We start from the raw sequence: 13577 nt of genomic DNA on the forward strand, positions 1-13577 counted from the left end.
GCGCCCAGAATGGTCCGGTGGACAGGTCCAATCAGCGTGGAATCGGTAGGTCCAAAGCGGGCGCCGACTTCCTCCAACTACGCCCCGAGGAAGCCCCGCCCGGCGGCCTGGCCGAGTGGCTCGCCAACGAACTCCGCACCGCAATCGCCGACGGCCGCCTCACCATCGGCAGCCGCCTCCCCGCCACCCGCCAACTCGCAGCCGAACTCCAAGTCTCCCGAGGCGTAGTAACCGAGGCCTACCAACGCCTAACCGAAGACGGCCACACCACCGCCCGAGGCCGAGCCGGCACCACCGTCGTAGCCACCCCCATCAGCACCGCCGCAGCTGCCGGCGAGCGTGGAGTCGGCTCCGCTGGCGCGGTCGGCGCGCGTGGGATCGGCACCACCGGCGCGGTCGGCATGCGTGGGGTCGGCGCGGCCGGCGCGCGTGGGGTCGGCCCTGTCGGCGCACACAGCGCGCGTGGTGGCGGCGGCGCCGGCAGCCGTGGTGCTCGGGCGGGTGAGCGCGGGGTCGCTCCCGCTTCCTCCACCCGGCGGAGGGCGGGGGCACTGCCGGGGGATCCTGGGGATGAGATTTTCGAGGCGATGCGGGCGGTGCCTGCGCGGTTTGATCTGACGCCGGGGGTGCCGGATTTGGCGGCGTTTCCGCGGGCTGCCTGGTTGAAGGCGGAGCGGGCTGTACTGAGTGAGATGTCCGCGTCGGCTTTTGGGTACGGCGACGCGGCCGGTGCGCCGGCCCTGCGGCTGGCGGTGGCGAACTGGATCGCTCGCAATCGCGGGATCAAGGCCGATCCGGCCGACCTGATCATCGTCGCCGGGGTCTCCCAGGCACTCGCGCTGATCTGCCAGGTACTCGGCAGCGAGGGCATCACCGAGCTGGCCGTCGAGGATCCAGGCTCACTCGGCTCCCGCCAGCATCTGCAGATCTGGGGGATGCGCACCCCACCCGTCCCGGTCGACGACGGCGGGCTCCGCGTCGACGTACTGCGCGAGACCGGCGCCCCAGCCGTCCTCATCACACCGGCCCACCAGTTCCCAACGGGCGTAGTGCTGGACGGCGAACGCCGACGGGAACTGATGCAGTGGGCCATCGACGGCGGCCTGATCATCGAGGACGACTACGACGCCGAACACCGGTACGACCGGCCGCCCGTCCCCGCAGTACGGGCGATGCTCGCCGAACAGGTCATCTACACCGGCAGCGTCTCCAAGATCCTCGCCCCCGCCCTCCGCATCGGCTGGATGCTCCCACCCCCGCGCTACCGCGACCAGTTGATCGCCGCCAAACGCCACGCGGACCTAGGCAACGCCGGCCTCCCCCAACTGACCCTCGCCCACCTGATGGAATCCGGCGACCTAGAACGCCAACTCCGCTTCGTCCGCCGCCGCCACCGCACCCGCCGCGACGCCATGATCACCGCCATCGAAACCCACTTGCCCACAGCAACAGTCCACGGCGCCGCCGCCGGCCTCCACCTCACCATCACGTTCCCCGACAACCTGGACGACATCGCCCTGGCAACCGCCGCCCTGGCCCTAGGCGTAAAAACCCAACCCCTCTCCTGGCACACCCAACACCCCAGCCCACCTGGCTTGGTCCTCTGCTACGCCGCCCGAACCCCCGCCGAAATCACCACCGCCATAACCCTCATAGCCACCGCCCTGACCCAAACCTGACCCCCACCCCGACCAACCACCCGCCAACAGCCCCACACCGAACCGACACCACAACCAGCCACTACGGCGGCCTCCGGACTGCACCCTCGACAAGCTCGCCCTCCACCCACACGGCAGCCAGCGAACTGCACCATCACCGACCTCAGCCCCCACCGACGCAGAGCCCGCCGTACACCGCCCAGCCGGCCGCATAGCCACCGAGGCTCGACAACCAGTCACCACGAAAGCCACCCCTGCAGAGACCAGCCAGCACGGCGGTCAGCCGGCACGGCGGTCAGCGGCGAACCGTCGCCAGGCTCGCTGAGGGGCTGTGGTGGGCGGGCTCCCGCGCAGGAGTCTGGCCCCGAGGCCATTTGGGTAGGGCAGGTCGTTTCGCGGGGTTAACGACGGCAAGGTCGGTCGGTTTGCGGGGTAACGACGGCAAAGTTGGCCGGTTGCGGGGTGCGGGCGGCAAGGCCGGTCGGATTGACGGGATGGTGGCAAAACCCCTCAGGGAAAGGGGATTGGGGTGGCTATCACCCCCGATACGGCAGAAAAGGCTCCCCGAACTCCGGAAAATCCTCCCAACCTCCAATCGGGGGGCTGGCGGCCTGGGTTTGGTTGCTGGCGGCAATGGCCGGATCGCCGCGCATACGTAAGTCGACAGGCAAGCGCTTGCTTCGGCGTGTCGGGGTGGTACGCGAGGGTTATGCGTGCGTGGCGGGGTCGGGCAGATCCAGAGGCCCGCCGGTGATGCAACCGGTGGACGGGGTTGGTTGCCAGCCAGCGCAGCGAGTGCAACCGGTGGACGGGTTGGTTGCTAGTGGGTGCGGCGGGGGCGGGGTAGGACCAGGGGGGTGCCGGTGAGGGGGTCTTCGATGATTTGGCAGGGGAGGCTGAAGACGTGCTCGACCAGGGCTGCGGTGATGATGTCGGAGGGGCTGCCTTGGGCAACTATTTCGCCGGACTTCAGAGCGATCAGGTGGTCGGCGTAGCGGGCGGCTAGGTTCAGGTCGTGGAGGACCAGGACGATGGTTTTGCCGCGGTCGCGGTTGAGGTCTTGGACCAGGTCGAGGATCTCTAGTTGGTGGGCTAGGTCTAGGAAGGTTGTCGGCTCATCCAGGAGCATGGTCTCGGCGTCCTGCGCTAGGGCGATCCACATCCGTTGGCGTTGGCCGCCGGATAGTTCGTCCAGGGAACGGGTCGCCAAGTCCGACGTACCGGTTGCTTCTAGCGCGGCGGCGACTACGCGTTCGTCCTCTGCCGACCATTGGCGGAACCAGCGTTGATGTGGGTGACGGCCGCGGCCGACTAGGTCGGAGACGGTGATTCCATCCGGTGCCACCGGTTGTTGCGGCAGCATGCCGAGCTTCGTCGCCAGGGTGCTCCCGGACAACCCGGCTAGGTCGGCGTCGTCCAGATAGACGGCGCCATCCTTCGGCGCCAGCAGCCTGGCCAGGCCGCGCAACAGCGTCGACTTCCCACAGGCGTTGGCTCCGACGATCACCGTGATCCTTCCGGCGGGAATCTCGACGGACAGCTCCGTCACGACCGGCGTCGCGTCGTACGCGAGAGTCAGCTTTTCGGTGCGCAGTACCGCCATCGGTCAGCCTCCTTGCCCGACGCGGTTCGCGCGGGCCATCAGAATCAGCAGGTACGGCGCACCGAGGAACGCGGTGACGACCCCCACCGGCAGCGCGGTCGGCGCGAAGAGCTCCCGCGCGAGCAGATCGGAAGCGACTACCAGCAACGCGCCGATCGCCCCCGCGGCAAGCAGTCCGGCGACACGTTCGGCGACCAGGCGACGGGCGAGTTGCGGCGCGACGAGCGCCACGAAACCGATCGGTCCGGCCGCCGCCGTCGCCAGCCCGGCCAAGCCGACCCCAACAGCGATCAGCAATCCTCGGGACAGCTCGACCCGACCCGCGAGAGTGCGAGCGAGGTCGTCACCCAGCTCGAGAAGTCTCAGCTGTCGCGAGCCGGCCATCGCGGCCGGGACCAAGACCAGCAAGGTGATCCCGATCAGCGTCACGTGCGGCCAAGACCGTCCGGCGAGACTGCCCGCGAGCCACATGGAGGCGCTTTTCGCGGTGTAGATGTCGGCCAGCGTGAGCAGGTACGCCGTGATCGAGCCGACGATCGCGGTGACACCGATCCCGACCAGCACGAGCCGATAGCCGGCAATCCCTTGCCTAAAAGCGAGCAGGTAAATAGCTGTTGCTGTCAGCAAAGATCCAACGAGCGCTCCGGCCGGGATCCATCCGATCGCCGTACCGAAGACCGTGATCATCAGTACTGCGGCCAGCGCGGCACCCGCGTTGATCCCGATCAAATCCGGGCTGACCAACGGATTGCGAGCCAGCCGCTGGAAGATGGCACCCGAGATCGCCGGCCGACGTTGTTCATCGGACCGCCACGGCAGCTCGGCGGGGAGTTGCTGGAGGTCATGGTCGAGATCAGTCCACCGCGTGACCTGCATGTGTTTCACGTGATGGTTGCTCGGTCCAAGCATCTTGAGCGGATGGAGGAGGAGAGATGAGCGAGAAGGACTACGACGCGGCGGCTGAGTGGGCCGAGCACGAGATGGCCCCGACACGTGATTCGAAGACCCGTTTGCGGGGGCAGGAAGTCGCGGCGTTCGGCCGGGAGCTGATCGAGCACTCGCAGGGCGGTCGGCCGTCGATCGACCCCGACGCCGCTCCGGGCGAGAAATCTCCGGTCCGGCAGGTTCGGCTCCCCCGCGCTCTCAACGCGGACCTCGACGCGTTCGCCAAGAATCATCACCGCAATGCCAGCGACGTCGCACGAGAGGCCTTGAGCGAATACCTGGCAGCTCACAAAGACGCCAGCTGACCGTCCGTCAGCGGGTGTAGAGGCCGGACATGGCTAGGACGAAGCTGGCCATGTCGTCCTTGTCGGTGGTGCCGGCGGGGAGGGGGACCAGGTCGACGATCTTGTCGGTGCCTACCCGGATGATGGAGCGGCCGGTGACGGTGTCTACGTAGGCCTCGTCGCCCAGGGGCATGGGGAACGAGGTCGTGGCCTTGCTGATGGGGGCCGTGACGGCTTCGGCGTCCTTGACCCGGCGGGCGCTGGAGTAGAGGACGCGGGTCTTGGTGAGCCAGGCGCAGACGATGTCGCCGGCGTCGGTTTCGCTGTCGCGGCGGACCGAGGCTTCGATGCCCATCACCTTGGTGGCGGCCGACGTGCCGCGCTCGCACTCCGGGCGGGTGATGTAGGGCGCGGGGTCTGGCAGCCCCTCGGTCTGTTGGGCGGCGTCCTGGGCCAGTACTACGTACTTCGCCAGCGTCGCGGGCGGCCCACTGATCTTGCGCAGCTTGCCGCCGACCAGGAACACGACGAAGCGACTGGTGCCGAATCCACCCTGCCCGACAGTCACCGGCTTGGCCGGCTCGCCCTTGGTGGCGTCGTAGGCCTTCCGGACAGCCGCCAGATCCACAGCCGTCGCATAGAAGACGGACGTGCCAACTCGTAGTACCGGACCGGACGAGTCGGTGCTCAACCCCAGTTGGCACTGGTCGTACGTCGGGAAGCCGAGCTCCGGCAGCACCGGCTTGGGCTGGATGCGCACCGCCGGCACACCAAGCGTCGACTGCACGAGCGTCTGGTTCATCCGCACGCACAAGGTGTCCGCCACCTTGGAGGTAGGCGGCGTACTCGGCGTCTCAGTCGGGGTCGGGGTAGGCGTCTCGGTAGGCGTAGTGCTCACCGACACCAGCGGCGGCACACTGGGCGCCGTCTCGCCCCCAGGACCGCCACACCCGGCCAGCAACGCGGTACTGCCGAGCAGAGCGACCACCAACCGAGTACGCATGGTCACAGAGACTACTCGTGACTCTCGATGAACTCCTTGGTCTTGGCGATCGCGAACCCCCACCCCTGATGCACCGTCGGCGCCGGCGGGACCGCGATCTCGTCCGGATTCGTCAGTACGTCGATCAGCACCGGCCCAGCAGTCTCCAACCCACGCGAGACCGCCTCCTCCACGTCGCCAGGCCGCTCGACCCGAATCCCGGTCAGCCCGATCGCCCTGGCCACCTCCGCGAAATCCGGGTTGGCCAGCTTCGTCCCGTACTCCGGAAGCCCGACCTGCTCCATCTCCAGCTTCACCATCCCGAGCCGCCCGTTGTTGAACACCACCAACTTGACCGGCAACTCGTACGCCACCGCCGTGATCAGATCCCCCAACAGCATCGACAACCCGCCGTCACCGCAGAACGCCACCACCTGGCGCGACCGATCCACCGCCGACAACCCCAGCGCATGCGGCATCGCATTGGCCATCGACCCCAGGTTGTACGACCCGATCAACCGCCGCTCGCCCCGCATCCGTACGAACCGCGCCAGCCACACCGTCGACATCCCGGTGTCGCTGGTAAAGAGCGCATCAGAGGCCGCATGCCGATCCACAGCCGCCGCCAGCAACTCAGGCCGGATCCGAGCCTCCGGGTTGTCCACCTTGCGCCGCAGCAACCCCTTGGGCTTCCGGTCGAACGCAGGATCCGTGAACTGCACCTGCCGCTCCCGCCACGCGCCATACGACTTCAGCGCCTTGTCCAGATGCCCAGTGGACGTCTTCTGGTGAAGCAATGGCAACAACGAAGCCAGCGTCGGCTGCGCATGCCCCACCAGCCCGTGGTCGACCAGCACCCGCCGCCCGATGTGCGCACCCCGTACATCCAGCTGTACGACGGTCTTCCCCGCCGGCAGGAACTCCCGGTAAGGGAAGTCGGTCCCCACCAGGAACAGCACGTCACACCCGTCGAAAGCCACCTTGCTCGCGTGATTGCCCAGCAGCCCCGACTGCCCGACCTCCTGCGGCAGGTTTTCCTCGAACCGCTCCTTGGCCTTCAGTGTGAGCACAGCGGGCGCCGCCAACACCTCAGCGAGCTGCTGCACCTCAGCCAGCGCCTCCCGAGCGCCCATGCCGACCAGCAGCGTCACGTTTTCGGCCGCATTCAAAACAGCCGCGACCTTCTGCAACTCGGCCGCCTCGGGCACTGTCGCAGACGCAGGCTCGAGGAACTGCGGCACGCGCGTACCGTGCGGCACTTCCAGACCGCCAACGTCACCAGGGATCGACAGTACGGCGACACCGCGCTCCGCCAGCGCCGCATTGACCGCCTGCTCGATCAGCCCGGGCGCCTGCTCGGCAGTGGACACCGTCGCAGTGAAGACGGCGACATCCGCGAACAGCACATCGTTGTTGACCTCCTGGAAGAAGTCACTGCCGATCTCCTCCCGCGGCACCTGCCCACAGATCGCCAGCACCGGCACCCGCGACTTGGCCGCGTCGTACAGGCCGTTGAGCAGATGGATCGCCCCCGGCCCGACCGTCCCCATGCACACGCCCAGACGACCAGTGAGCGACGCCTGCGCCCCAGCGGCGAAGGCACCCGCCTCCTCATGCCGTACGCCGATCCAGTCGACCCGATCCTCGCGCCGGATCGCATCGGTGACCGGGTTGAGCGCATCGCCGACGACACCCCAGACCGACCTCACGCCATGCGAGGCCAGCGACTCCACCAGCAGCTCAGCGACAGTGCTCACAGCAGTAGCTCCCTATGGTCTGAATACGTCCGGATCCGCCTGTACCCAATCCCGGGCCCAGGCCTTCGACACGTCATGAATGCCGCCCAGCAGCTGCCCCGGCGCAAGGTGCTCGAACAGGTCGGCATAGCTCTCGGTCCGGGTGTGGTCGATCCGCCGGAGCAACATCCGCGGCTCGAGCTGGTCCGGGCTCTCGAGCCCCATCGACGCGATCACCTGCATCGCCGACGCGACCGTCTCGCGCTGGTAGTTCGCCACCCGGTTGGTCTTGTCGGTGACGTCGAGCGCACGCATCCGGCGCGGGTTCTGGGTCGCGACGCCGACCGGGCAGGTGTTGGTGTGGCAGGTCTGCGCCTGGATGCAGCCGGTCGCCATCATCATCGCGCGGGCCGCGTTGGTGTAGTCGGCGCCCTGCAGGATCCGCTTGACGATGTCGACGCCGGTGGCGACCTTCCCGCTGGCCCCGATCTTCACCCGGTCCCGCAGGCCGACGCCGGTCAGCGCGTTGTGGACGGTCAGCAGTCCCTCGGTCAGCGGCGTACCGATGTGGTCCTCGTACTCCTGCGGCGCCGCGCCGGTCCCGCCCTCCGCGCCGTCGACCACGATGAAGTCCGGAGTGATGCCCTCGGCAACCATCGCCTTGCAGATCGCCAGTACGTCGGTACGCGAGCCGACGCAGAGCTTGAAACCGGTCGGTTTGCCGCCGGCCAGCTCGCGCATCCGGGCGATGAACAGGACCAGTTCGCGCGGCGTCGAGAACACCTGGTGGTACGGCGGCGAGACGACCTTCTTGCCGACCGGAACGCCGCGGACGGCCGCGATCTCGGGCGTTACCTTGGCGCCGGGCAGCACCCCACCGAGGCCAGGTTTCGCACCCTGGCTGAGCTTGAGCGAGACGAGTTTGACCTGGTCGTCGGCGGCCTTGTCGCGGAACTGCTCCGGGTCGAATCCGCCGTCGGCGTCGCGCGTCCCGAAGTACCCGCTGCCGATCTCCCAGACCAGGTCGCCGCCGTTGCGGTGGTACTTGCTGATCCCGCCCTCACCGGTGTCGTGCGCGAACCCGCCCCGGGCGGCACCCCGGTTGAGCGCCTCGATCGCGTTGGCGCTGATCGCGCCGAAGCTCATCGCCGAGACGTTCAGCAGCGCCATCTCGTACGGCGAGGTGCAGTCGGGCCCACCGATCCTGACCCGCGGGAACTCCTGGGCGACCGGCTTGGGCGCGGTCGAGTGGACCAGGTACTCGTACCCGACCTCGTTGACATCCCGCTCGGTCCCGAACGGCTGCTCCTCGTTCGTGCCCTTGGCCCGGGAGTAGATCGTCGAGCGAGTGTCGCGGTCGTACGGACGGCCGTCGTAGTTGCGCTCGATGAAGTACTGCTGCAGCTCCGGCCGGATCTTCTCCAGCAGGAAGCGCAGATGCCCGATCACCGGATAGTTCCGCAGGATCGAGTGCTTCTTCTGGACCAGGTCATGAATGCCGACCACGACCAACAGGACCACGATGCCGAGCAGGACGAGGAGCAGCACCATGCTCCCGAAGCTACTCCGTGGGTTGTACTCGACCACGGAGGTCACGCTCGCGGATCGCGTGTTCGTCGGTACGGGAGTCGTAGCGCCAGAACTCTCGCAGCCAGACCGCGGTACCGACGACTCCGACGACACAGAGCGCGCCACCGCTGACGATCGCGGTCCGTACGGTCGTCAGGTCGGCCGCCAGCCCCGACCGCGCCTGCCCACCGAGCGGGCCGAGCGAGTAGCCGAGCATCTCGATCCCGGCCAGCCGGCCGCGCATCTCGTCCGGGATGGTCTGGTTCCAGATCACCGACCGGAACAGCACCGACACCATGTCCGCGCCACCCGCGATCGCGAAGAAACCGATCGCGAACCAGATGTTCGGCGCCAGCCCGGCGATCCCCACCGACGCGCCCCAGACGATCGTCGCGCAGACGACGGCCCGGCCCTGGTGATGGACCCGCTTGGCCCAGCCGCTCGTCAGGCTCGCGCACATCGCGCCGATCGCCTCCGCGCTGTAGAGCAGACCGAGCAGTTTCGGCTCCTTCAGGATGTCGGTCGCGAACGCCGGGAACAACACGATCGGCATCGCCAGGAACATCCCGACCATGTCGACCAGATAGGTGGCGAGCAGGTCTTTACGCCGGTAGGCGTAGACGATGCCCTCGCCGATCCCGCGCAGGCTCGGCGGTTTGCTGTGCTCACTCGTCTTGTACGACCCGAGCCCGGCGTACAGGCTGGTGGCGATCACCAGGCCGGTCAGCTCGATCGCGAAGGCCCAGCTCACCCCGGCCGTGCCGACCAGTACGCCGCCCAGCGCGGGACCTGCGAGCTGGCCGACCTGCATGGTCAGCGACATCAGCGCGACGCCCGCGGCCATCTCCTCGTGCTTCACCACTCGCGGGAAGAGCGCCTCCCGGCTCGGCCGCTGCAACGAGGTGGCGATCGCGTTCAGCCCGCCGCAGACGTAGATGAGCCAGATCTGCGGATGTGCCAGCAGCGAGTTGGTCAGCATCAGCGCGCAGATCAGCGCCTGGCCGATTCCGGTCGCGACCAGCATCTTGCGCCGGTCGACGTGATCGGCCAGCGCACCGCCGTACAGGCCGAAGACGACCAGCGGGACGATCGTCACCAGGCCCATCGCGCCGACGGCGAAGTTGGAGCCGGTCAACTGGTAGAGCTGGAACGGCAACGCCACGTAACCGACCATGCCGCCGAGGAAGAACACCGAGCCGGAGATCACCAGGATCCGGAAGTCCCGCGACCCCCGCCACGGCGTCAGATCGATCTTCAGGCGGGCCAGCCGGGTCCGGAAACTTGTTGCCACTGGCACATAGTGACAGTTGCACCGGCCCGGGATGAACCCATTTCCGTCCTACTGTCGGCCGCATGATCTCGAATCTCAAAGCCCATGCCCGGGCGTTGGCCGTTCTCGCCACCGGTGCGGCAGTCGCCGGCACCGCGCTGCTTGTCCCTGCCGCGGCTCAGGCGACCACCACTCAGGTCTCGAGCGCCACCACCACAGCCGCCGTGAGCGACCTGCTGAAGCCCGGCCAGATCCTGAAGCCGGGGCAGTACCGTCGCTCGAAGAACGGCGTCTACACCTTCATCATGCAGGCCGACGGCAACGCGGTGCTCTACAAGAACGGCAAGACCCCGGTCTGGAGCACGGCGACGAACAAGAAGTCGTCGGCGATCGTGATGCAGAAGGACGGCAACCTGGTCGTCGTCTCCGGTCGTACGCCGGTCTGGGCCAGCGGCACGCACGGCAGCACCAACGCGACCCTGGCCGTGCAGAACGACAGCAACCTGGTGATCTACAACTCCCGCGGCAAGGCGGCCTGGTCGCGCTGGATGGTGATGGTCACCCTCGGCGCCGGCCGGGTGCTGCCGACCGGCCAGATGCTGTACTCGCACAACCGGATCTTCCGGCTGCAGATGCAGTCCGACGGCAACGCGGTGATCGTGAAGAACGGCAAGACGCCGATCTGGAGCACCCGGACGATCAGCAAGGGCGCGTTCGCGACGATGCAGACCGACGGCAACTTCGTCGTCTACACCGCCAAGAAGAAGGCCCTGTGGTCCAGCCGGACGACCCGCAAGGGCTCGGTCCTGCAGATGCAGGACGACGGCAACCTGGTCGTCGTCTACGGACGTACGCCGGTCTGGGCCAGCGGCACCGGCGGTCGCTGAGCTTTACCCCTGGACGGCTGTTGCAGCTTGCTGCAACAGCCGTTCGGCGTTTTGGCCCGGCCGCTCCCCTACCGTCGAACGCATGAAGGCATTCACCGCACTGCTCACCGCCACGCTGGCAACCGCAGCCGCCCTGGTGGTCACCCCCGCCGCCCAGGCAGCCCCCACGTCGGCCACGGCGGTCGCCGACCAGCTCCTCCCCGGCCAACGGCTGAAGTCGGGCCAGTTCATCCGCTCCAGAAACGGTGTCTACACGCTCCGGATGGCGAACACCGGCACGGTCCAGCTGCTCAAGAACGGGGGACAGGAGCCGCTGTGGTCCTCGTGGACCTATCGGCCGGGATCTGTTCTGGTACTGAGCAAGACCGGCACCCTGGACGTCATCTACGGCCGGACGAAGATCTCCTCGATCGGTCCGAAGAACGCACCGAACGCCAAGCTGGTGCTGCCGGACACCGGCAACCTGACGCTCCTGAACACCGCCGGCAAGGCGGTCTGGAACCGGCACATGGTGATCGAGACGCTCTGGCCGAGCTTCATGATCCACTCGGCGGACGCGGCCGGCCGGGACCTGGTGATGTACTCGCAGAACCGCATCTACACCCTGCAGATGCGTACCGACGGCAACCTGGTGCTGCTGAAGAACGGCAAGACCGTGCTGTGGAGCACCAATACCAAGAGCGGGCCTGGCTCGGCTGCCTGGCTGCTGTCGGACGGAACTTTCGAGACGCTCAACCTCGGCGGTGACCCCGTCTGGCGGCTCGAGACCCGCAGCCCGGGCACCATCCTGCAGCTCAGCAACACCGGCGGGCTGCGACTGATCTACGGGCGCACGGTGGTCGAAGTCCTGCACTGAGTTCGGCGAACTACTTGGGCGGCGGTGTACCCCGCGGACGGCTGTTGCAGCTTGCTGCAACAGCCGTTCGGCGTTTTGGCCCGGCTGCTCCCCTACCGTCTGACGAATGAAGGCATTCACCGCAGTTCTCGCTGCCACGCTGGCGACGGCAGCCGCCTTGGTGACCACACCCGCCCGGGCAGCCCCGACCACGACGACCGCGATCGCCGACCAGTTGCTGCCCGGCCAGCGGCTGACGGCCGGTCAGTACATCCGCTCCAAGGACCACCAGTGGATCCTCGTGATGCGAGCCACCGGCCGGCTGGAGCTGGTCAGATCAGGCACCGTCCAGCCCGAGTGGTACATCGCCACCGAGCGCAAGGGCTCCGTCCTGCGGATGGAGACCGACGGCACCCTGAGCATCATCTACGGCCGGACCAAGATCTGGGGCGCCGGCGCCAAGGCGAACCCGAACGCCAAGCTCGTCCTGCCCAACGACGGGCTGCTGAAGATCCTCACCCCGCAGGGCAAGTCGGTCTGGAACCGGCACATGGTGATCGAGACCCTGTGGGCGGGCAGCGAGCTGTTCGCGGCCGGCCCGCGCAACATCGCGGTCTCGCTGTTCTCGCCGTCGAAGGTCTACACCCTGCAGATGCGGCCGAACGGCGATCTCGAGCTGATGAAGAACAACAAGACGCTGCTCTGGCGGGCGCCCGACCCCAGCAAGACCCCGGACTCGATCGCCAGGCTGACGCCGGACGGCGTCTTCGCCGTCTACAACAACTTCAACCTCCCGACCTGGACGGCCGGCAGCAAGAAGCCAGGCACCGTCGTACAGGTCCGCGACGACGGCTCGCTGGTGCTGATCTGGGGACGCACCCTGGTGAAGAAGCTGCACTGAGCGAACTACTTGGGCGGCGGTGGCGTCTCTTGGGGTGGAAGCATCTGACCTAGGGGGATCCACTCGCGTGAGGAACAAACTGCGCGCCACCGTCGCTCTGGCCGCGTCTGCCGCGGCACTGCTGGCCGGTACTGCGGTACTGGCCGCCGCACCGGCTTCCGCCGCCACCACGTCCACGACCCAGGCCTCGTATGTCTCCGACACGCTGAAGGCAGGGCAGTCGCTGAAGGTCGGCCAGTACCTCCGGGCGAACGGCGGCAAGTACGTACTCAGGATGGACGCCCAGGGCTACGCCGAGCTGACCCGTGGTCCCGGCTACAACGCGACCTGGACGACGCCGGTGTCCAAGCCGGGTGCGGTCCTGCGGCTGCAGACGGACGGCAACCTGGTCCTCATCTACGGCCGGACCACGATCTGGAAGCTGGGCACGAACGCTCCCAACGCCAACCTGATCCTGCACAACGACGGCGTCCTGTCGCTCTACAACGCCAAGGGCATCGCGATCTGGAACCACCACATGATCCTCGGCCGGATGGGTCAGCTGGAGGCGCTCCGGACGGACAACGTGCTGATCTCGCGGAACCACGTCTACTCGGTCAAGATGCAGAAGACCGGCGACCTCCAGCTGCTGAAGAACGGCAAGACGATCCTGTGGCACAGCAACACCGCCGGCCACCCCGGCTCCTACGCCCTCGTCCAGGGCGGCGACCTAGGCGGCTTCGCAGTCCTCTCCGCCGGCAAGCAAACCCTCTGGTCCGCCAAAGCCACCCCGCACGACGCAGTCCTGACCCTCTCCAACACCGGCGCCCTGAGCCTCATCTGGGGCCGCACCACGGTCTGGACCGCCAAGTAACCCAGCCAGCCCTGCCACCAGCAGCACGTGGCGCCCTCAACATAGTCCGCCGCG

At 67.6% G+C, this 13577-nt stretch carries 12 protein-coding genes; 6 read left to right on the plus strand and 6 right to left on the minus strand.

The window, feature by feature from the left end:
* The first annotated feature begins 17 nt into the window (after positions 1–17).
* Entirely contained in the window at positions 18–1679 is a 1662-nt protein-coding gene (locus AB0M15_RS09035; protein ID WP_363815573.1) for a PLP-dependent aminotransferase family protein, read from the plus strand.
* Between the two features lie 799 nt (positions 1680–2478).
* Here AB0M15_RS09035 and AB0M15_RS09040 read toward each other — a convergent pair.
* Positions 2479–3261, minus strand: coding sequence for an ABC transporter ATP-binding protein (locus tag AB0M15_RS09040; RefSeq protein ID WP_363815575.1), 783 nt, complete (start codon positions 3259–3261; stop codon positions 2479–2481).
* A gap of 3 nt (positions 3262–3264) precedes the next feature.
* On the minus strand, positions 3265–4137 hold the full coding sequence (locus AB0M15_RS09045) for an iron chelate uptake ABC transporter family permease subunit (protein ID WP_363815577.1): 873 nt from the start codon (positions 4135–4137) through the stop codon (positions 3265–3267).
* A gap of 56 nt (positions 4138–4193) precedes the next feature.
* On the opposite strand from AB0M15_RS09045, the gene AB0M15_RS09050 reads away from it, so the two are divergent.
* A complete protein-coding gene (locus AB0M15_RS09050; protein ID WP_363815579.1) occupies positions 4194–4511 on the plus strand; it encodes a CopG family transcriptional regulator in 318 nt (105 codons plus the stop codon).
* A gap of 7 nt (positions 4512–4518) precedes the next feature.
* Here the strand turns inward: AB0M15_RS09050 and AB0M15_RS09055 are convergent, their stop codons facing one another.
* The 4 genes from AB0M15_RS09055 to AB0M15_RS09070 are packed head-to-tail and all read right to left on the minus strand — an operon-like array spanning position 4519 to position 10068.
* Entirely contained in the window at positions 4519–5493 is a 975-nt protein-coding gene (locus AB0M15_RS09055) for a hypothetical protein (protein ID WP_363815581.1), read from the minus strand.
* Between the two features lie 11 nt (positions 5494–5504).
* The gene (locus AB0M15_RS09060; RefSeq protein ID WP_363815583.1) at positions 5505–7229 is read right to left on the minus strand and encodes a thiamine pyrophosphate-dependent enzyme; all 1725 of its coding nucleotides are present in this window, start codon (positions 7227–7229) and stop codon (positions 5505–5507) included.
* Positions 7230–7241: 12 nt separating this feature from the next.
* Entirely contained in the window at positions 7242–8759 is a 1518-nt protein-coding gene (locus AB0M15_RS09065) for an FMN-binding glutamate synthase family protein (RefSeq protein ID WP_363815585.1), read from the minus strand.
* A 10-nt stretch (positions 8760–8769) separates the two neighbouring features.
* Positions 8770–10068: an MFS transporter gene (locus AB0M15_RS09070; protein WP_363815587.1), complete on the minus strand. Its 1299-nt coding sequence runs from the start codon at positions 10066–10068 to the stop codon at positions 8770–8772.
* Between the two features lie 62 nt (positions 10069–10130).
* Here AB0M15_RS09070 and AB0M15_RS09075 point away from each other — a divergent pair, with 62 nt between their 5' ends.
* The 4 genes from AB0M15_RS09075 (at position 10131) to AB0M15_RS09090 (ending at position 13523) form a co-directional block, all read left to right on the plus strand.
* Positions 10131–10934 (plus strand): hypothetical protein, encoded by an 804-nt coding sequence (locus tag AB0M15_RS09075; protein ID WP_363815589.1) that lies wholly within the window; start codon positions 10131–10133, stop codon positions 10932–10934.
* Positions 10935–11016: 82 nt separating this feature from the next.
* Entirely contained in the window at positions 11017–11790 is a 774-nt protein-coding gene (locus AB0M15_RS09080) for a hypothetical protein (RefSeq protein WP_363815591.1), read from the plus strand.
* A gap of 106 nt (positions 11791–11896) precedes the next feature.
* The gene (locus AB0M15_RS09085; RefSeq protein WP_363815593.1) at positions 11897–12670 is read left to right on the plus strand and encodes a hypothetical protein; all 774 of its coding nucleotides are present in this window, start codon (positions 11897–11899) and stop codon (positions 12668–12670) included.
* A 67-nt stretch (positions 12671–12737) separates the two neighbouring features.
* Positions 12738–13523 carry a hypothetical protein gene (locus tag AB0M15_RS09090; protein ID WP_363815595.1) on the plus strand — a complete coding sequence of 262 codons (786 nt, stop codon included), beginning with the start codon at positions 12738–12740 and terminating at the stop codon, positions 13521–13523.
* Positions 13524–13577: the final 54 nt, after the last annotated feature.

Origin of the sequence: Kribbella sp. NPDC051718 (assembly GCF_040681515.1) — a bacterium.
Taxonomy (GTDB): Bacteria; Actinomycetota; Actinomycetes; order Propionibacteriales; family Kribbellaceae; genus Kribbella.

What these genes read in the sequence shown, in the direction of transcription:
- AB0M15_RS09040 (WP_363815575.1), bottom strand. Translation starts at nt 3,261, where the DNA reads ATGGCGGTACTGCGCACCGAAAAGCTGACTCTCGCGTACGACGCGACG.
- AB0M15_RS09045 (WP_363815577.1), bottom strand. Translation starts at nt 4,137, where the DNA reads ATGCAGGTCACGCGGTGGACTGATCTCGACCATGACCTCCAGCAACTC.
- AB0M15_RS09050 (WP_363815579.1), top strand. Translation starts at nt 4,194, where the DNA reads ATGAGCGAGAAGGACTACGACGCGGCGGCTGAGTGGGCCGAGCACGAG.
- AB0M15_RS09055 (WP_363815581.1), bottom strand. Translation starts at nt 5,493, where the DNA reads ATGCGTACTCGGTTGGTGGTCGCTCTGCTCGGCAGTACCGCGTTGCTG.
- AB0M15_RS09065 (WP_363815585.1), bottom strand. Translation starts at nt 8,759, where the DNA reads ATGGTGCTGCTCCTCGTCCTGCTCGGCATCGTGGTCCTGTTGGTCGTG.
- AB0M15_RS09075 (WP_363815589.1), top strand. Translation starts at nt 10,131, where the DNA reads ATGATCTCGAATCTCAAAGCCCATGCCCGGGCGTTGGCCGTTCTCGCC.
- AB0M15_RS09080 (WP_363815591.1), top strand. Translation starts at nt 11,017, where the DNA reads ATGAAGGCATTCACCGCACTGCTCACCGCCACGCTGGCAACCGCAGCC.
- AB0M15_RS09085 (WP_363815593.1), top strand. Translation starts at nt 11,897, where the DNA reads ATGAAGGCATTCACCGCAGTTCTCGCTGCCACGCTGGCGACGGCAGCC.